16 protein-coding genes and 4 pseudogenes are annotated in these 16,161 nt (G+C 68.5%); 9 read left to right on the top strand and 11 right to left on the bottom strand.

The annotated features are described in order from the left end of the window. Window positions 1-194: 194 nt before the first annotated feature. The 3 genes from ACFPP6_RS07465 to ACFPP6_RS07475 form a co-directional block, all read right to left on the bottom strand. A complete protein-coding gene (locus tag ACFPP6_RS07465; RefSeq protein ID WP_382038398.1) occupies window positions 195-602 on the bottom strand; it encodes a hypothetical protein in 408 nt (135 codons plus the stop codon). Between the two features lie 69 nt (window positions 603-671). Beyond that, on the bottom strand, window positions 672-890 hold the full coding sequence (locus ACFPP6_RS07470; RefSeq protein ID WP_382038400.1) for a hypothetical protein: 219 nt from the start codon (window positions 888-890) through the stop codon (window positions 672-674). Between the two features lie 366 nt (window positions 891-1,256). Continuing rightward, complete coding sequence (locus tag ACFPP6_RS07475; RefSeq protein ID WP_382038402.1) at window positions 1,257-1,724, bottom strand: hypothetical protein; 468 nt, start codon at window positions 1,722-1,724, stop codon at window positions 1,257-1,259. 508 nt (window positions 1,725-2,232) lie between these two features. On the opposite strand from ACFPP6_RS07475, the gene ACFPP6_RS07480 reads away from it, so the two are divergent. Both ACFPP6_RS07480 and ACFPP6_RS07485 read left to right on the top strand, forming a co-directional pair. Then, window positions 2,233-2,571, top strand: a complete 339-nt coding sequence (locus tag ACFPP6_RS07480) for a hypothetical protein (RefSeq protein ID WP_382038404.1) — start codon at window positions 2,233-2,235, stop codon at window positions 2,569-2,571. A 1,166-nt stretch (window positions 2,572-3,737) separates the two neighbouring features. Further along, a pseudogene (locus ACFPP6_RS07485) lies at window positions 3,738-3,981 on the top strand (transposase); the annotation flags it as partial. 41 nt (window positions 3,982-4,022) lie between these two features. Here ACFPP6_RS07485 and ACFPP6_RS07490 read toward each other — a convergent pair. Then, the gene (locus ACFPP6_RS07490; RefSeq protein ID WP_382038405.1) at window positions 4,023-4,580 is read right to left on the bottom strand and encodes a DUF3291 domain-containing protein; all 558 of its coding nucleotides are present in this window, start codon (window positions 4,578-4,580) and stop codon (window positions 4,023-4,025) included. Between the two features lie 332 nt (window positions 4,581-4,912). Between ACFPP6_RS07490 and ACFPP6_RS07495 the strand changes: the two are divergent. Then, window positions 4,913-5,140, top strand: a pseudogene (locus ACFPP6_RS07495) (helix-turn-helix domain-containing protein); the annotation flags it as partial. A 187-nt stretch (window positions 5,141-5,327) separates the two neighbouring features. Next, entirely contained in the window at window positions 5,328-5,846 is a 519-nt protein-coding gene (locus ACFPP6_RS07500) for a hypothetical protein (protein ID WP_382038527.1), read from the top strand. A gap of 142 nt (window positions 5,847-5,988) precedes the next feature. Here the strand turns inward: ACFPP6_RS07500 and ACFPP6_RS07505 are convergent, their stop codons facing one another. Further along, complete coding sequence (locus tag ACFPP6_RS07505; RefSeq protein ID WP_382038407.1) at window positions 5,989-6,756, bottom strand: helix-turn-helix domain-containing protein; 768 nt, start codon at window positions 6,754-6,756, stop codon at window positions 5,989-5,991. Window positions 6,757-6,918: 162 nt separating this feature from the next. On the opposite strand from ACFPP6_RS07505, the gene ACFPP6_RS07510 reads away from it, so the two are divergent. Together ACFPP6_RS07510 and ACFPP6_RS07515 are read left to right on the top strand one after the other, a co-directional pair. Next, entirely contained in the window at window positions 6,919-7,335 is a 417-nt protein-coding gene (locus ACFPP6_RS07510) for a nuclear transport factor 2 family protein (protein WP_382038409.1), read from the top strand. Between the two features lie 733 nt (window positions 7,336-8,068). Continuing rightward, window positions 8,069-8,807, top strand: a pseudogene (locus ACFPP6_RS07515) (IS5 family transposase). 18 nt (window positions 8,808-8,825) lie between these two features. Here ACFPP6_RS07515 and ACFPP6_RS07520 read toward each other — a convergent pair. Further along, window positions 8,826-9,677 (bottom strand): LLM class flavin-dependent oxidoreductase, encoded by an 852-nt coding sequence (locus ACFPP6_RS07520; protein ID WP_382038411.1) that lies wholly within the window; start codon window positions 9,675-9,677, stop codon window positions 8,826-8,828. 517 nt (window positions 9,678-10,194) lie between these two features. Continuing rightward, window positions 10,195-11,718, bottom strand: coding sequence for an IS1182 family transposase (locus ACFPP6_RS07525; protein ID WP_382038413.1), 1,524 nt, complete (start codon window positions 11,716-11,718; stop codon window positions 10,195-10,197). Here ACFPP6_RS07525 and ACFPP6_RS07530 point away from each other — a divergent pair. After that, entirely contained in the window at window positions 11,677-11,850 is a 174-nt protein-coding gene (locus ACFPP6_RS07530) for an oxidoreductase (RefSeq protein WP_382038415.1), read from the top strand. The genes ACFPP6_RS07525 and ACFPP6_RS07530 overlap by 42 nt on opposite strands. Before the next feature lie 88 nt (window positions 11,851-11,938). On the opposite strand, the pseudogene ACFPP6_RS07535 reads toward ACFPP6_RS07530, so the two are convergent. From ACFPP6_RS07535 to ACFPP6_RS07550, 4 genes and pseudogenes are all read right to left on the bottom strand, one after another. After that, window positions 11,939-12,430: pseudogene (locus ACFPP6_RS07535) on the bottom strand (3-phosphoshikimate 1-carboxyvinyltransferase); the annotation flags it as partial. After that, window positions 12,330-12,920: a 3-phosphoshikimate 1-carboxyvinyltransferase gene (locus tag ACFPP6_RS07540; protein ID WP_382038416.1), complete on the bottom strand. Its 591-nt coding sequence runs from the start codon at window positions 12,918-12,920 to the stop codon at window positions 12,330-12,332. The gene ACFPP6_RS07540 and the pseudogene ACFPP6_RS07535, both read right to left, overlap by 101 nt. Further along, on the bottom strand, window positions 12,917-13,126 hold the full coding sequence (locus tag ACFPP6_RS07545; protein WP_382038418.1) for a hypothetical protein: 210 nt from the start codon (window positions 13,124-13,126) through the stop codon (window positions 12,917-12,919). Before ACFPP6_RS07545 ends, ACFPP6_RS07540 begins: the two co-directional genes overlap by 4 nt. Before the next feature lie 288 nt (window positions 13,127-13,414). Continuing rightward, window positions 13,415-14,266, bottom strand: a complete 852-nt coding sequence (locus ACFPP6_RS07550) for an oxidoreductase (RefSeq protein WP_382038420.1) — start codon at window positions 14,264-14,266, stop codon at window positions 13,415-13,417. A 204-nt stretch (window positions 14,267-14,470) separates the two neighbouring features. On the opposite strand from ACFPP6_RS07550, the gene ACFPP6_RS07555 reads away from it, so the two are divergent. Continuing rightward, entirely contained in the window at window positions 14,471-15,346 is an 876-nt protein-coding gene (locus ACFPP6_RS07555) for a helix-turn-helix transcriptional regulator (protein WP_382038422.1), read from the top strand. Window positions 15,347-15,620: 274 nt separating this feature from the next. Then, window positions 15,621-16,160, top strand: coding sequence for a CbrC family protein (locus tag ACFPP6_RS07560; protein ID WP_382038424.1), 540 nt, complete (start codon window positions 15,621-15,623; stop codon window positions 16,158-16,160). The last annotated feature ends 1 nt before the right edge of the window (window position 16,161 follow it).

Below are 16,161 nucleotides of genomic sequence, written 5' to 3' on the forward strand. Positions count from 1 at the left end.
TCCAGCACAGCGAACTCCTCCGGACCGACCTTCGGCCTCCTGGCCGGCCCCGAACAGCGCAGGCCATCGATACCGTCCTCCCGCCAGGACCGCTTCCAGCGTCGTCGCGCTGACCCACTTCCGCGCGTAACGCCCGGACCGGCGGCTCGTGGCGGCGAGTCGGGTCCGGGCGTCAGGGCGTGGGCGTCAGGGCGTCAGCAGTGGGGGATGCCCTTCTGCGGGTCCCCCTTGGTGTCGACGTTGCCGCCCCAGACCCACACGCCGGGGCCCAGGTGGCGCTTCATGGGCTTGCCCATCCAGACGCCGCCCTGGTACCAGACGTTGGTGTGCTGGCCGCCGGAGCTGACGTCCTGCCCGCGAGTCCAGCAGTCGATGTCGATGTAGGCGCCCCGGCCTGCCGTGCCGTAGACACGGCTCTTCAGCTTCGGGGCTCCACGGACGTTGCTGTGCAGGTCGATGGTGTACCTGTCCTCCACCTTCATCGAAGCGGACGAGGCGGATGCGGGCGAAGCGGAAGCGGACGGGGCGGATGCGGACGGGGCGGGCGCGGCCTGAGCGACGCCGGCTGCGATGCCCGTCATGAGGATGGCCGTGGCGGCCATGCAGGCCGGTATGACTCTGTTGCGAGGACGAAGTGACACGGTGTTCCTCCTGAGGAGTTTCCGATGCTCCTACGGTTCCTGGGTATACCAGGGCGTCAGGAGATGCAGATTTTGGTGGGCTTGGGGGTACGTGTCCCGGCAGCTCTTGAGGTCGCGGATGCCGGACGGCTTGAGCTTGATGCAGCCGTTGGGCTTGTAGTCGCGGTCGCCGTCCCAGCGGTACGGGCTGTCGCTGCCGCTCTTGGGACCCTGAGTGCCGTCGGGCCGTAGTTGTGGTCGTTGTGGCAAGTCCTGATGCCATAAGTGCCGTTGGGAAGCCGTCCGCTTTGCCGGTGGCGCAGGTGTCCTTGCTGTCGTTGCCCGACCCGGCGCGCCGGCTGTCGACGGTGCAGGTGCGGTTGCGGCCGGGGCGATCCGCTGCACGTAGACCAAGCTCAGACCGGAGTGCGACGGGTCCTGGTGGTCCTTCTTGAACGACAGTTCCTGGCAGCGGTCGCCAATCCGGTGTCTCCATGCCTGACGAGGCCATGCCCGAGGTCATCCACGGTGAGTGAGTGGGTGCGGGACGGCCCGATGCGGTGCGTGGCAGATCCGTGCTGTCGTGGACGGCGTCGCGTCGCACGCAGCCATGCCCTGGCCGGCCGGGACGCGGCGTCAGTCCCACGGGTGGCACTGGTCTCGCACCGGAGTGCCGGAGGCGTTGCCGAGGCAGACCCGCGCCTGGACGTCCTTGATGGGCTTGCGGGAGCCGTACCACTGGGCCACGATCCCGTCGTTGCCGTCGGTGCAGTCCACGGCCGGTGAGCGGTAGTGCCAGTGATCGGCCCACTTACCGCCGTCCTTCACGTGGTAGCGGATCTGTGTGACCGCGCAGTATCCGTCACGCGCGTGGTCCCTCGTCCACGCCTGGACACCGACCTTGGTGCCGGTCCACTTGATGTGCGCACCGCCGTCGGCTCGCTGCGTGGAACCACCGACCCAGCCCGAGGCCCAGCGTTCGTGCTCGGTGGTGCCGTACGACAGAGCAGGACGCCAGTCGTTGCTGCTGTGCGCCTGCGCGCCGCCTGCCGTGGTCAGCAACAGGGCCGCGGTACCGGCCAGGGTGAGCAATTTCCCCCGCATGATCGGTCCTTTCCCACGTGTGGTGATGCCGGCTGTGCCGGATCGTTCAACGGCGTCGCCGCGGATCGCCGTCACGTCGCCGGATCGTCGGGGCCGCCGGACCGCTCCTCAGGGCCACGTGTCCGGCGTGCTTCCCTCTCTCGCTGTCACCGCTGAGGTGCTGCGATCGAGGGAAGCGCGGTACCCGGCAGCCGCCCCCGTGTCCCGCTGCCGGCGTTGCCCAAATTACGGGTCCAGGCCGCCGCGCACATCGGGGCTAACCCTGAGTCGTTCCGGCGCCGGGCATGGATACGCCTCATGGGACGCGAAGGCCGGCATGCGAGCCCTTATCCCGGCTTGGGGTCGTAGGGTCGTCTGCCTCATCGCCTGATCCGTGGTCAGGGACAGGCCGGCCGACCGGACGAGCTCGCCGCGTTCCCCGCACCGTCCTCGCTGACGGCGACAGCTGCTACGTGACCTGCCGCGGCTCGCCTTGCTCCGGTCGCCCACAGCACTCGATCATTCGCAGATGAGACCCGAAGTTCAGACGTTCGTAGCCGACGGCCCCCTCCCCGACTGGGACGCCGACGATGAGGAGATCGACCGGCGAGTCCAACAACTCGAAGCCATCTCCGCGCCCGTCACACCCGACGAGGCGCAGGCCCTGGCCGCCTGCTTCGGCCCCGACGACTGCTACGGCGTCGCCTGGTCACTGCTGCACCTGATCGAGACCAGCCCGGGCCCGGTGCCGCCGGTCACACCGCCCGGCGCCGATGCCGGTGAATGGCACCACATGCTCTGGAACCGCTGGGGAAACGGACTTATCGATGAGGACCTTGACGCGGTAGAGCCTTCGAGGCCGTCATGACAGGCGTCCGAGCGGTTGTGGCGGTCAGCTGACGACGAAGCTCTGCATCGATCCTGTCCATCACTTCGCCCACCCTCTCGATCCGTCCGGCCATCGCGGCCGCCGTCTCCCCGAACCTGGCCACGCACGTCCAGGCGGTCGCCTTCCACGCGGAGCCCGGGCAGCTGGACCTGCGCCCGGACTCGCCCGCGTACGGCACCCAGCTCCGGCTGCTCAACGCCCGGGTCGTCGCCGTAGCGGAACGACGCGGCCGGTACGCAGGCGGTCCGCAGCATCCGGGTCCTCGCCGCCGGCTCCGTGTCCGAGACGCGCGCGGTGTCTGCCCCACCTGTGACGGCCGCGTCGGAGGCGCCGGCGACGACCGGTAGGGGACGGAGACAGCCGGCCTGTGGTGATCCTGCTGGGCTGTCCGGGACATGTCCCGGACAGCGATTCCCCTTGCGAACGACGGGTTGCCGCGTGAGCATCTGCGGCATCTGTTGGTTCCAACGAGAGGAAGCAACGTGCGGAAGTTCTACGCGATGGGCGTGATGGCTGCGGCGGCTGTCTTCACGATGGTCCCTGTGTCGTCGGCGCAGGCGGTGGCCACGAATGTGCAGAGCCCGGGCAATATGGCCGGGGGTCGCTATGAGAGTTCGATAGACATGTTGTCGATGTGGGACAACTCCGAGATCGAAAACGACTATGTGCGACTGCGGGTCACAAACGTGACGCGGAGTGACCCCAGGGTCTACACCCACGATGGATCACCGAGCCGCAACAACCGGAAGGACGTGTCGATACCTTCGACGTGGCGGTCCGGTGACAAAATCACTCTCTCCGTCTGCTCGGTAGACCGTTACAGCGGGAGGGCCAGCTGCTCGGGGACTGCGACGGCCTGGGTGTAGCAGGCTGCGTATGCAAGAGGCCGCACCAGCCTTCGCTGGTGCGGCCTCAGTGCCTTGGAGAGTGGGAGCGGCGTTTGTACGTCTACGGCGCTACCGGGGCCCACAAGGTGATCAAGGGCAGCGACATCGAGCCGCGCGCTCCCGGCAACGTTGCGCGACGGCCGCGTAGCGGCTGATCAAGGCGAGGGCCCGCAAGCTCATCACCGCCCTGGTTGGCCATCCCTATGGAATGTCTGGTGGGTCAGTGACGGACAGGACGAGCGAATCGCTCTGAGCTGTGTGGGGCGAGGAGATCTGCGAGACGTTGAGTGGGTTCGGCTGAAGCCGTACCTGCCCGCGAACAGGGGCCGGGGCGGGCGTTGGAAGTGTCAACGTCGAGTGATCAACGGGATTCTGTTCCGTTTGCGAACCGGTATCCCGTGGCGAGATCTGCCGACGAGGTTCGGCAAGTGGCAGACGATGTACGACCGGCACCGACGGTGGTCACCGGACGGCACGTGGGGGTGGATCTTGTTGGCCGTGCTTCGGCGTTTGACAGCGGACCCAGTCGTTCAGGCTTCCTTGTCAGCGAACCTGATCGCGCTTCGGCCCGATGTCTTTGATCCTGGTCGGAGTTCCGTCCGGGGTGAACGAGTGGTGGAAGGTGAAGGCGTGCGGCGCGGAGCCGTGGTCGTGGAGGTGTTCCAGCCTGGAAACCCCGTCCTGCCAGGTGGGTATCACGCTGTCGGAGACCCACCAGCACACGTAATTCGGGTGTGCTGCCCTCTCGAACCAGTCATAGCGCCTGTTCAGCGCCTCACGGTGCAGACCGGTGTAGACGGCGTCGAAGGCGGGGTGCAGGTCGGTCCAGAGTGAGAGGGTCGTGGCGAGGGCGGTGGTTTCCACCGTGCGGCCCTTGTCGTACCAGGTCGGTACGGCGAACTCTCCCCATGCACCCCAGTCCGCCCCGAAGAGCATGCCCCGGTCACCGTCTGCCGCTTCAGCACGCGCGATGTATCCGGGGTGCTGGCCGATCTTCCGGTAGACGGCCTCACCAATGTCGTAGAACTCGTTCGTGAGAGGTGCGGGATCGGCGAGAGGTGACTTCAGGACGCCGAATGTGTACAGCGCAAGATGGGGCATGCGTCTCTCCCTGGTTGGGGGTGCCTGGTGTGGACCCGGTTCGGTGGCTTGGGCATGGGGGCGAGGACTCCTGGGGCGTGACCAACTCATCCCGTCGCGGGTGGCTCAGCCTGAAGGAACTCCCTTGCGACCGTGGGCGATCGCCGAACACCAGGTGAAGGTAGCTGCCTCTGCGTGCCATGTCGAAGTTGCGTTTTCCCTGTCCAAGTGGCCTCCTGCACCGGTCATTACGGCGGCTGGGCCCGTTGCGGGCGGACAGGCTGCGGGGTACCAGTGATCCACTTCGGCCGATCGGTTCGCCCGCCATGCCCGTCCGCACCCCCTGTCCGCCGATGCCCCCGAGTGCCGCCGGACACGTGCGGTTGAAGAAGGTGCCCTACGGCCACAAGACCGAGCACCGGCTGCGGGTGCGTGCACAGGTGGTGCTGCACGCCGCGCGTGGACGCTCCAACGCATGCATCGCCCGGGAGACGGGGCCGCATTTGGACGCCGTGCGCCGCTGGCGTGGTCGGTTCACCCAGGTGGGCCTGCCCGGGCTCAAGGACCGCAGGCGCTGCGGCCGTCCCGCCTCGTTCACATCGCTGCAGGCCGCCGAGGTCAAGGCGCCGACCTGCCGGCGCCGCCTGCCGAGAGTGAAGTACCGCTCTCACGCTGGTCGTGCCCGGAACTGGCCCGCGAGGCCGCCCGGCGGGGCATCGCCCCGTTCAGGTCGGCGTCGACCATCGGCGTCGACCATCGGCGTCGACCGTGCGTCGCTGGCCGGCCCAGGACGCGCTCAAGCCCTGGCAGCACCGCTCCTGGATCTTCATCACCAGCCCCGGCCTCCGGCTGAAGGCCGCCTGGGTGCTGGACCTGTACGCCCGCACCTGGCAGGGCGAACAGCTCGGCGATGACGAGTACGTGACCAGCGCGGACGCGAAGACCTCCATCCAGACCCGGTGCCGCTGCCACCCCACCCTCGCCCCCGGCAAGGCCAGGGCGATGCGCGTCAATCACACCCACGGACGCGGCGGTGCCCTGGCCTGCCTCGCCGTCTACGACGTCCAACGTCCACGCGCGAAGGTGTTCGGCCGCACCGAAGAATGCACGGGCATCGTCCCGTTCATGAACCTGGCTACCCAGGTCATGAGCCAGGAACCCTACGCAAGCGTCGAACCCGTGTTCTGGATCGTCGACAACGGCTCCTCCCGTCGCCGTCAGAAGGAGGCCGACCGGCTCACCGCGGCGACCGCGGCGTTCCCGAACACGGTCATGGTCCACACCTGACAGCGGTCAGTTCGAATTCCCCACGTACGGCCAGTTTTGGGTTCACGGATGGTAGTCAGCGAACGAACGCAGATTGCGCTCCACAGGGTGGAGGCCATCTCTGCGCCCGTGCCGAGCGGCGTGTGATGCACGGGGTGAGATGTCAGTCCGTCTCGCCGACGCCGTGCTCCGCCCACGCGATGCCGTCCACCGCCAGCCATGGCTGGCCGACCACGGTCGCCGGAGTCATTGCGGTGAACGCCAGAACGTCCCGATGCAGGTGAGACTGGTCGACGTAGCCGCTGTCGGCCGCGACCCTGGCCGCACCTTCGCCGGCGGCCAGGCGATGGGCGGCATGGTCGAAGCGGACCAGCCTCGCGGCGCGCTTGGGAGGAAGTCCGATCTGCGACCGGAACCGGGACCACAGGCGCTTGCGGCTCCACCCGACCTCGGCCGCCAGGTCCTCGACCCGGGCCTGGCCGCGGCTGACGAGGATCCGGTCCCAGACGAAGGCCACCTGGGGATCCACCGAGGGTCCCGTCTCTGCTCGGCGGGCGAGCAACGCCTCCGCCAACGCGAAACGGTCCTGCCACGACGTGGCATCCCCGAGTTGCTGTCCAATCCGTGCCGCGTCCTGGCCCCACAGGTCGTCGAGGGCGACCAGGGTACGGTCCAGCTCCGACGGGGAGGCGCCCAGCACGGCGCGTGCGGTCACCGGGGACAGGCGCACCTGCACGCACTCGATGTTCTCGCCCCGCACGCGAACAGCGCCGTGCAAGAACCCGGCGACAAGGTTTCCCCGCTGCTGCCGACCGGTGGCGACATCCACGACGAGCGGGCCGTTACCGAACTCCAGAACCAGCGTGACCGCCGGGTGCGGGACCACCCGCACGTCGACCGGGCCCGCGCCGCCGCCGCGGAACCCGGCCATGCTGACACCGGCTACCCGGCCGGGCCTCGGCGACTTCACAACGCCCCACCCGGCCACAGCCCCACGCTCGTGCGCAGCGGATCGCATGACCCCATGCTAAGAGGACATCGACCGGAACATTTGTCCAATACACCGGCGCGCAGTGACGGTGACAGTGGGTTCATGAGCCACACCATCATCCAAAACGCCTTCCAGGCGCTCGCCGGCAACGACCCCGATCGGATCTCCGCAGTCCTCACCGAGGACGCCGAATGGCTGTCGCCCCCCGGGAACGCCACTGCCGTCGCGCTCGAGGCGACCCACCACATGGTGGGCAGGAAGGCGATCGTACGCTTCTTCGCCGAGGACTTCCCCCGCCTGTTCGTGCGTGACGTCACCGTCTCCTTCCACGGGTCCCACACCGACGGCGAGCGGGTGACCGTGGAGGCGACCATGACGGCGACGCTCGCCAACGGCAACCACTACACCAACGACTACTGCTTCGTCTTCGAGCTCCGGGACGAGCTGATCCACCGGGTCCGCGAATACGTGGACACAGCCCGCGGGCACCGCATGATCTTCGGCGAAGTCCCACAGTAGCCATCCCCGACCTGGCCGTGAGCCGGTCGGCCCCGACGAGCAGGCAGACCGGGGCGGCGACCCTACGTCGGCGATCCCGGCGCACGACCAGCACGCCGCCCACCATCGACAACCACCACGCTGAGTGATCAACGGCGGCCAGATACCTCCCCACCACTGGCCGCCTGTGGGGATTCCAACTGGCCAGTAACACACACCCCCGTGCACGTCTGCTGGCTCAACCAAGTCGAGATCTACTTCTCTGCCGTCCGGCGCAAGGCCCTCTCGCCCAACGACTTCACCGACCTCACCGACTTCACCGACTTCACCGACCTCACCGACCTCACCGAGGTCAGGGACCGGCTGGCTCCGAGCCTTCGAAGACCGCTACAACGCCACGGCCCAGCCGTCCCAGTGGAGGTTCACTACCTCCGATCTGGACGATCTGCCGGCCAGGTTCGACCGGCACACCGCCGATCACCACGAAGATTCCTCTGTCGCACCGGCAGCGTGAACAACCCCCGAAGGATTTACGGCGCCGACCACTTGGTCGACTCCACCTGCTCGTCCAGCCAGTCGCGGCTGTACCCCGAACGGACTGCACCATCGAACGCGGCCCCCACCCCGAGGGCCCTCGACAGGGGCCCGTCAAGGCGTGTCCGGCGGATCGCGTGACTGTGCCCGTGCTGGTGTCGTTCCGGAGGCGTGGGGCGTGGGGCGTGGGGCGTGGGGCGTGGGGCGTGGGGCGTGGGGCGTGGGGCGTGGTGATCTGTCAGATCGGGAGTGGGCCCGGCTGGAGCCGCACCTGCCGAAGAACACGGGACGGGGCGGGCGATGGACGTGCCACCGCAGGGTGATCAACGGAATCCTGTTCCGGCAGCGGACCGGAGTTCCATGGCGGGACCTGCTGAGGCGATTCGGAAAGTGGAAGACCTGTCATGACCGGCATCGGAGGTGGTCAGCCGATGGCACGTGGGACAGGAACCTGCAGGCTGTTCAGGCCGCGCTGATGCGGAGGGCCGGATCGACTGGTCGATGGTCAGCGTCGATTCCGTGTCTTGCCGTGCCCATCACATGCCGCTGGGGCACGGCACCGTCCGGTGCGGACACCAGGCCGACGCGGAAGGCCCGCCCATCGCCGGCCCGACGAGGCGATTGGCCGTTGACGCGGCGGGCTCACCACCGGGATTCATCCGGCGAGCGACGGCGGTTGTCGTCCGCCGGCCATTCTGGTCACCCCGGGCAGTGGGGTGACGCCCGCCAGATGCTCCGGCACACGATCCCCGAGCGCCGGGACCAGTGAGCCAACCGCCAACGTCGCGGCGGCCGGCCCACCGGCTTCGACCGGGCCCGCTATGTCCGCGGGAACGAAGTCGAGCGAACCGTCAACGCCCTCAAGGTCTTCCGGGCCGTAGCAACCCAATATGACAAGAGGTCTTACGTCTTTTCATGGCACGGTCGCCCTCGCCGCGGTCCGGCTCTGGCTTCGGTGAGGAGGTGACGGACAGTCTCTAGAACAGGGTGTCGGCAAGGCGGCCGATCTGATCGATGTCCGGGGACCAGCAATAGAGCATGACTTCATCGGCGCCGATGCCGATGAAGTCATCGACCGCCTTTCGGATCGTCTCCGGCGTGGTGAGAAGGCCATCGGCCACGTGGTCGGCACGGCCGCTGAATCCGTAGTAGTCACGGATATTGCGTCGGGCTTGCTCGACGGTGCTCTTGGGGCCGAGGGCGACGTTGGCCTGAGCCACCAAGCGCGGCCGGCCGGAGCGGTCGTGCTTCTCCCAGACCGCCTCCACGTTGCGGAACAGCCCGGCCATGAACTGCGGTGGCAGCGCCGCGCCGAGGAAGCCGTCGCCGAACCGGCCGACACGTTCGATCGCTGCTGGGGCGAAGCCGCCGAACAGCACCTCCGGGCCACCGGGCGTCGTGGGTGCGGGGCCGATGGGTCCGACGCCTTCGCCGTACGGCTCGCCGCGCCAGGTCCGGCGCAGTAGGGGCATCTGCTCATCGAGGCGGCGCCCCCGGCGTCGGATGTCGATGCCCGCGGCCAGGCAGTCGTCTTCGCGACCGCCGATGCCGATGCCGAGCGTGAATCGGCCGCCGGACAGGCGGTCGAGGGTCGCGGTCTGCTTGGCGAGCATCGCTGTGTTGTGGACGGGCGCGATCAGGACTTCGGTTTGAAGGCGGATGCGCGACGTGGCGCCGACGAGTGCCGCAAGGGTGATGAGTGGCTCGGGGTTGTCGAAGACGAGCCGGTCGAGCAGGCCGAGCGTACTGAAGGGGCCGGCATCGGCGCGCTGGGCCCAGGTCAGCAGGAGGGCGGGGTCATCGATGGGGAGACCGAGACCGATCTTCATGGGAAAGCCTCCGGAGGGCATGGCGAACCAGGTGCCGCCCCTCCGTGGCTCCGCGCTGCTGTGCGCGGGCTTGCTCCCGTTCTGCGGCTGCATATCCAGAGAGCGTGATCTTTAGAGTGCCGCGACTATACCGGGGTCGGCCGAGCCTGAGCAACGTCCTTCCACCACACGCGGTTACCGACCGGCGGCCACATGGCAGGCCTTGCGCCCACGCCATTCGTCGGATACGCCTTAGTACTCCCTTGGTCGGTGGGGAAGACCGTGGGCCTCCCCTCCGCGCTCTTGTCGACGTCGACCTTCATGCTCGGGTCGATGATGAGGTGGGGGGTGGTTGTGGCGGCACTGGCTGAGAGCGCCAGGGTTCCGATGGCCACGGCGGCTCCGAGGGTGACGGCAACAATGCCGCGCATGGCTTCGCCTTTTGGTTGGCGTTCACTGGGGACAGGCCCTAGGAATCCAGTGAAGATGTTGGTGAGTGGCTATTCGGCTGCAGGCTCGGGTGGCCCCTTTCCCCTGGTTATGGGGTGGTCGGGGTCAGGGTCCAGGTTCCGTTGTGGTGGTCGAGTCCGAGGTTGATGAGTCGGCGGAGGTTAAGGGCGGCGGCCCGGTGGTGGATCCAGCGTTCGCCTTTGATGCTGCCGCGGCAGGCTAAGTGGCGGTTGCCGTGAGCGACGAGCCAGGCGATGGTTCGTTCGACGGGGGGTCGCCATCGGCGGTAGTCGGCCTGCCATGCGGGATCGGTGGCCTGCCGGCGGGCGTCGGCCTGCAGGTTGTGGTGTGGGCGCCAGGTGAAGACGCGGCCGCCTTTGGCGGTAGTGCACCGGGGCTTGAGAGGGCAGATGGTGCACTGCTTGGCGGTGAACCAGGCTTTGCGCTGCTGGTGCTTGCCGCCCGGCGGCAGCAGGTCGGTGGTGTGGCCGGCCGGACACGTCACCGAGCCGGCTGCGGAGTCGATGTGGAAGTCATCGAGGGTGAATCCGCCGGTGACGGCCTTCTTCAACGCGGCCGGTTTGATCAGCAGGCGGTGCCCGGCCGCAGTCAGCTTCTCGCGCAGGACAGTGGTGGAGTAGGCGGAGTCGGCCAGGACATCCCGGGGCCCGTGTTCCTCTTCCAGGAGGTCCAGGGCGACGGCGGCTTCGTGGTGCTCGGGGCCGGCAGCGGGCCGGAGGCTGATCGCGGTGATCAGCCCGGTTTCCGGTTCGACGGCGAGATGGGCTTTGAAGCCGTCCTGCTGGTGAGATCGGGTCTTGTGCACGTGCCGGGCTTCGGGGGCGACGGTGGACACCATGCGGTCGTATGCGGTGCGGCGGGCGATGCGCCACCGGCCGTCGGTGCCGTCGGAATCGTCGGCCGGTTCGATGTCCTGACCGGCCACCAGGGTCAGGATCCCCACGGCATCAGCCGCGGCAGGGCCCAGGTTCTGCTCCGGCAGGTGTCCCAGCAACTGCAGGGCGTCGGTGACCAGAGCGTCCACCAGCAGGGTACGGGCCTGCTCGTCACTCCAGGCGATCCTCGGCTTGCCGGGATCGGCATAGTCATGGGCCCGGCAGCATGCGGCAGCCACGGTGCCGGCTCCGGGGACCTCGCGGATGACCCGGCGGATCGCGGCGATCAGCTGGATGACCGTGTCCTGGGTGGCCACCGCGTCCTCCAGCACCGCCGAGTCCAACGCCCGCCGGTGCTTGTTCTTCAGGACGCCGGTGGCGGCGACCACCTCACGCACCGCGTCGAAAATCCGGTCCGGACGCCGGGAGCGGGAGAGCCGGCGCCGGAAGTACGCCAGCAGGGACGGATCGAATGCGGGGTCGTTCAGGCCCAGCCCGCACGCGGCCTTCCACCGCAGATCACACCGCACATGCTGGACCGTTTCGACGTCCGACAGACTGTGCAGTACCTGGAGCACGACCACACAGGCCAGCTCGCCCGGTGGCACTGACGGACGCCCGTCCGATGACGGATACATGTCCACGAACATCGCCTCCGGGAACAACACATCCCGGTGCTCGGCCAAGAACGCGAACACACTCCCGGCAGGAATCAACTCCCGGCACGTGGCGCGAGGGCCGCGGCGGCCGGGTTCCGGCTCCTGGAACTGCACGCCGGGCACGGCCTGCTGCTGCACTCCTTCCTCTCACCGCTCGCCCACCAGCGCAGCGACGACTACGGCGGGTGACCCTGGCGCCGGTCAGCTCCATGAACTGCCGCGCGAAGCCGGGGTAGCTGGTCGCTACGGAGTCCCAGCCCTCGATCACCGTGTCCCCCTCGGCGGTGCAAGCCCCGGCAACCGCGGCGGTCATCGCGATGCGGTGGTCGCCGTGCGAGTCGACCCGCGCGGCACGCAGGCGGGCTCCGCCCTCGATGACCATGCCGTCCTCCGTCTCGGCCGCGCTCACCCCGAACGCGTTCAGCATCCGCGTGGTGCTCGCGATCCGGTCGGACTCCTTCGCCCGCAGCTCGGCAGCCCCCGAGATCACGGTCGTGCCCTCCGCGACGGCTGCAGCCATCGCCAGGACGGGGACCTCGTCCACGATGTCGGGAACGTCCCCGGCCGTGATCTCCACCGCCCGCAGCCGCGAGGACCGTACGGTCAAGGTGCCCGTCGTCAGGTCGAAGTCGATGTCCGCGCCCATGCGCTGGAGGATCCGGACGAAATCACTGCGGACGAACCCGGTGTGCAGGCCCTCGACCGTCACCTCGCCCTCGTCGGCCAGAAGCGCGGCCACGGCCCAGAAACGCGGCCTGCGACGGATCACCGGGCACCATCACGTCCATGGCGGTCAGCTCGCCGGCCTCCACCGAGACCCGCGCACCGTCCACCGTCACCCGCCCGCCGAACTGCTCCAGCATCTCCTCGGTGTGCCGGCGGGTGGGGTGCACTTCCTCGACCGTCGTTGTTCCGCTCGCGGACAGACCCGCCAGCAGCAACGCACTCTTGACCTGCGCCGATGCCTCCCGAGGGGCGTAGGTGATCCCGGTCAGGTTGCCGCCGCGGATCACCAGCGGCGCCAGACGGCCACCGTCGCGGCCGTCCACCGTCGCGCCGATGACACGCAGGGGCTCGGCAACCCGCTCCATCGGCCGATGCCGCAGGTACTGGTCCCCGGTCAGGACCGAAAGCCTCTCGATCCCGGCGCACAGCCGGATGCCGGTGCCCGCGTTGCCGTGATCGAGCACGTCATCCGGCTCATGCCGGACCGGCCTCGCCATCCGCACCGTGCCGCCGCCGACGACAGGGACGTTCACTCCGAAGCGTTCGACGGCACGGCACGGCGCGTGTGGGTGACGTCCTGCCCGAGAGACAGCCCCGTGATCGTGCTGGTGCCGTGGGCAAGAGCAGACAGGAGCAGGGCACGGTGAGAAACGCTCTTGTCACCCGGCACGCGCAACGAGCCATGCGCCGGACCTGCCCCCGTCACGCGCAGCGCGGCGACAGAATCAAGACCATCCATGTATCCAACTCCTCAGATGGGAAAAGGGAGTTGTCGCATGCTGGAGCTTCCGCTGAGGCCTTATCCGAAGACTGGGACAGGGCAGGGCAAAGTGCCTCGGTGGCGCCCAGGGCCCTCACCCAGCCAGAGGAATGTCAGCTCAGTTTTAACCTCCACCCGGTTACCAGGAGGCGCTGGGTGGCGTGAGCGGCTATGAGCAGGTCCGGCTGTGGTGGACCAAGAGCGGGCCGGTTTGGTGATGACGGCCGCCGTCGAGGCCCCGCGCTGGGGGCCCGACAGCGAGTGACGTCAGGCGGGCCGGCTGACCTCGTCGAAGTCGGTGGAGGCCGACAGCTCGGCCCATGCCAGCATGTCGCGCTCGAAGGCGTCGCGTCCGGCCTGGACGAGCCGAAGCGCGTCGGTGCCGAGCAGCAGGCGCGTCGGCGGCTGGTCGGCCGCCACGATCTGCAGCACCGCGGCCGCGGCCTTGTCCGGGTCGCCCGGCTGGCGCCCGTGGCCGTGGACGCGCCGGGCGCGCAGCGGCTCGAACAGCTCGTCGTAGTCGGCGATCGCACGGGGTGCGCGGGTCATCGAGCGGCCGGCCCAGTCGGTCCGGAAACTGCCCGGCTCGACGGCGGTGACATGGATGCCGAAATCGGCGACCTCCTTGCCGAGCGTTTCGAGGATGCCCTCCACCGCGAACTTGCTGCCGTGGTAGAAGCTGAGGCCCGGCATGGTGATCAGCCCGCCCATCGAGGTGACGGCGATGATGTGTCCTGACCGGCGCTCCCGCATGTGCGGCAGCACGGCTTTGATCACCGCCACGGTTCCGTAGACGTTCACCTCGAACTGACGGCGAAGGTCATCCATCGACGACTCCTCGAAGAGGCCGTCATGGCCGTACCCGGCGTTGGCGACGAGTACGTCGACCGGGCCCAGGTCACGCTCGGTCTCGTTCACGACCGTGTCCACCGCGTCGTGGTCGGTCACGTCCAGGATGCGGGCGTGCGCGTCGCCGGCGAGCGCCTCAAAGGCCCGTGCATCGGCGGGCGTGCGCACCGTGCCCACCACCCGGTGGCCCGCGGCCAACGCCGCGCACGCGAGTGCGCGACCCAGGCCGGTGCTGACGCCGGTGATCAGGAATGTCTTGGTGTCCGACACAGGAGTTCCCTTCGTGAGATACGAACAGAGGCCGACCGGGGCGGATGGGCCCCGGTCGGTCTCGACACGTTCCACTTCAGCACCGGAATCGGCTGCTGATCGCCTTCCGGGGGGTCCGCTTCACCCCGGGGACAGCCGGACCGGGGGACTGCCAGTCCCCCTTTCGCGGGCCGTCGGGCGATCTTGGGCCCTATCGTGAACGGCATGGACCGCAACACAGCTCTCGGCGAGTTCCTCCGCTCTCGGCGGGCACGGATCACCCCGCGCCAAGCGGGCCTGTCCGACGACGGCGGCCCTCGGCGAGTGCCAGGACTGCGCCGCGAAGAGATCGCGCAACTGGCGGGCGTGAGCGTCGACTACTACGTACGCCTGGAACGCGGACGCCGACTGAACGTCTCCGAGACCGTGCTGGACGCCATCTCCCGCGCGCTACGCCTCGATCCCGTCGAACGCACCCATCTGTTCCAGCTCGCCAAGCCCGCCACAGGCAGGCCCCGCCGCACGGCGACGCGCCCGCAGCCCGTCCGCCCGGGGCTGCGCGACCTGCTCCGGATCCTCGAGCACACCCCCGCCCTTGTGCTGGGGCGGCGACTGGACGTACTCGCGTCCAACCAGATGGCACGTGCGCTGCTCACCGACTTCGACGCGCTGCCGCACCGCGAGCGGAACCTGGTGCGGTTCATGTTCTGCGACGAGACCGCCCGCTCGCTGTATACCCACTGGGACACCCACGCCCAGGACATCGTCGCCTCGCTCCGGCGCGACGCCGGACGCCATCCCCACGATCCACTGCTGGCCGAACTCGTCGGCGAACTCTCGATCACGGACGAGGACTTCCGCCGCTGGTGGGCCGACCAGAACGTATACCGGCACACGCATGGCAGCAAACACTTCCACCACCCGATCGTCGGCCCGCTCACCCTCCAATACGAGTCCCTCACCCTGCCCGCCGACCCGGACCAGCGGCTGAGTGTCTACACAGCCGAGGCAGGCTCCAGCTCCGAAGAGGCGCTTCGGCTGCTGGCCGCGTGGATACGGCAGCCCGAGACCTCACACGGGCAGCAGCACGCAGACCATTAGACGCCCGCCGGTCCGCGAGGAGCGGTCGGCCATAGTGGGCTGCGCCCCATGAGCCGGGATGGGCGTCATGGAACACCGCAGACCGTGCGGACACCCCACTGCCGGTGTCCCGACACCCTCGTCGAGGGGAAGAACCAGGATTGAGAGCAATACGACCTGCCCATTCGTGCCGCGCAGCAATTCTCAACGCGTAGTCAGAGGAAACTCAAGGTCAGCTTGTGCTTTATGGTCCGCGTGACTGGCCGTTTCGCGACGACCGTTATGGTTACGGGTTGTGACTGAGCTGCTTCCTGAGTTCCCGTACCACCCCGACCCCGTCGCCACGGGCGTGGTGGTTCCTTCTGGTGCGGCCTGCGCCTGCTGCGGGAAAGAGCGTGGGTACATCTACAGAGGCCCGGTCTACGCGGCTGAGGAGCTCACAGGCCGTCTGTGCCCGTGGTGCATCGCGGACGGCAGTGTCGCAGAACGGTTCGACGCCCACTTCACGGCGGGAACGTGTCTGGGCGACGACGTGCCCCTGGAGGTACTCGAGGCCGTCGACAGGCACACGCCGGGCTTCGCCGCGTGGCAGGAACCCCAGTGGTTCTTCCACTGCGGCGACGGTGCCGCGTTCCTGGGCATGGTCGGAGCCGCCGAACTCGCCGCTCATCCCGACGCACTGGAGACGCTCCAGGCGGAGACAGCCGGTTGGGGCTGGCCGCCGGACCAGGCCGAGCACTGCCTCAGCTCGCTGGATAAGGACGATCAGCCGACGGCGTATCTCTTCCAGTGCCGGTCTTGCGCGGCCCACCTCGCCTACTCCGACTGCCCGTAAG

This window comes from Streptomyces aureoversilis, from assembly GCF_042657885.1.
GTDB classification, from domain to species: domain Bacteria; phylum Actinomycetota; class Actinomycetes; order Streptomycetales; family Streptomycetaceae; genus Streptomyces; species Streptomyces aureoversilis.

Bases quoted from the DNA above. Each gene is read 5' to 3' on its own strand.
- ACFPP6_RS07555 (WP_382038422.1), top strand. From the start codon at position 14,471: ATGGACCGCAACACAGCTCTCGGCGAGTTCCTCCGCTCTCGGCGGGCA.
- ACFPP6_RS07520 (WP_382038411.1), bottom strand. From the start codon at position 9,677: ATGAAGATCGGTCTCGGTCTCCCCATCGATGACCCCGCCCTCCTGCTG.
- ACFPP6_RS07505 (WP_382038407.1), bottom strand. From the start codon at position 6,756: ATGGCCGGGTTCCGCGGCGGCGGCGCGGGCCCGGTCGACGTGCGGGTG.
- ACFPP6_RS07475 (WP_382038402.1), bottom strand. From the start codon at position 1,724: ATGCGGGGGAAATTGCTCACCCTGGCCGGTACCGCGGCCCTGTTGCTG.
- ACFPP6_RS07545 (WP_382038418.1), bottom strand. From the start codon at position 13,126: ATGGATGGTCTTGATTCTGTCGCCGCGCTGCGCGTGACGGGGGCAGGT.
- ACFPP6_RS07480 (WP_382038404.1), top strand. From the start codon at position 2,233: ATGAGACCCGAAGTTCAGACGTTCGTAGCCGACGGCCCCCTCCCCGAC.
- ACFPP6_RS07465 (WP_382038398.1), bottom strand. From the start codon at position 602: ATGGCCGCCACGGCCATCCTCATGACGGGCATCGCAGCCGGCGTCGCT.
- ACFPP6_RS07510 (WP_382038409.1), top strand. From the start codon at position 6,919: ATGAGCCACACCATCATCCAAAACGCCTTCCAGGCGCTCGCCGGCAAC.
- ACFPP6_RS07490 (WP_382038405.1), bottom strand. From the start codon at position 4,580: ATGCCCCATCTTGCGCTGTACACATTCGGCGTCCTGAAGTCACCTCTC.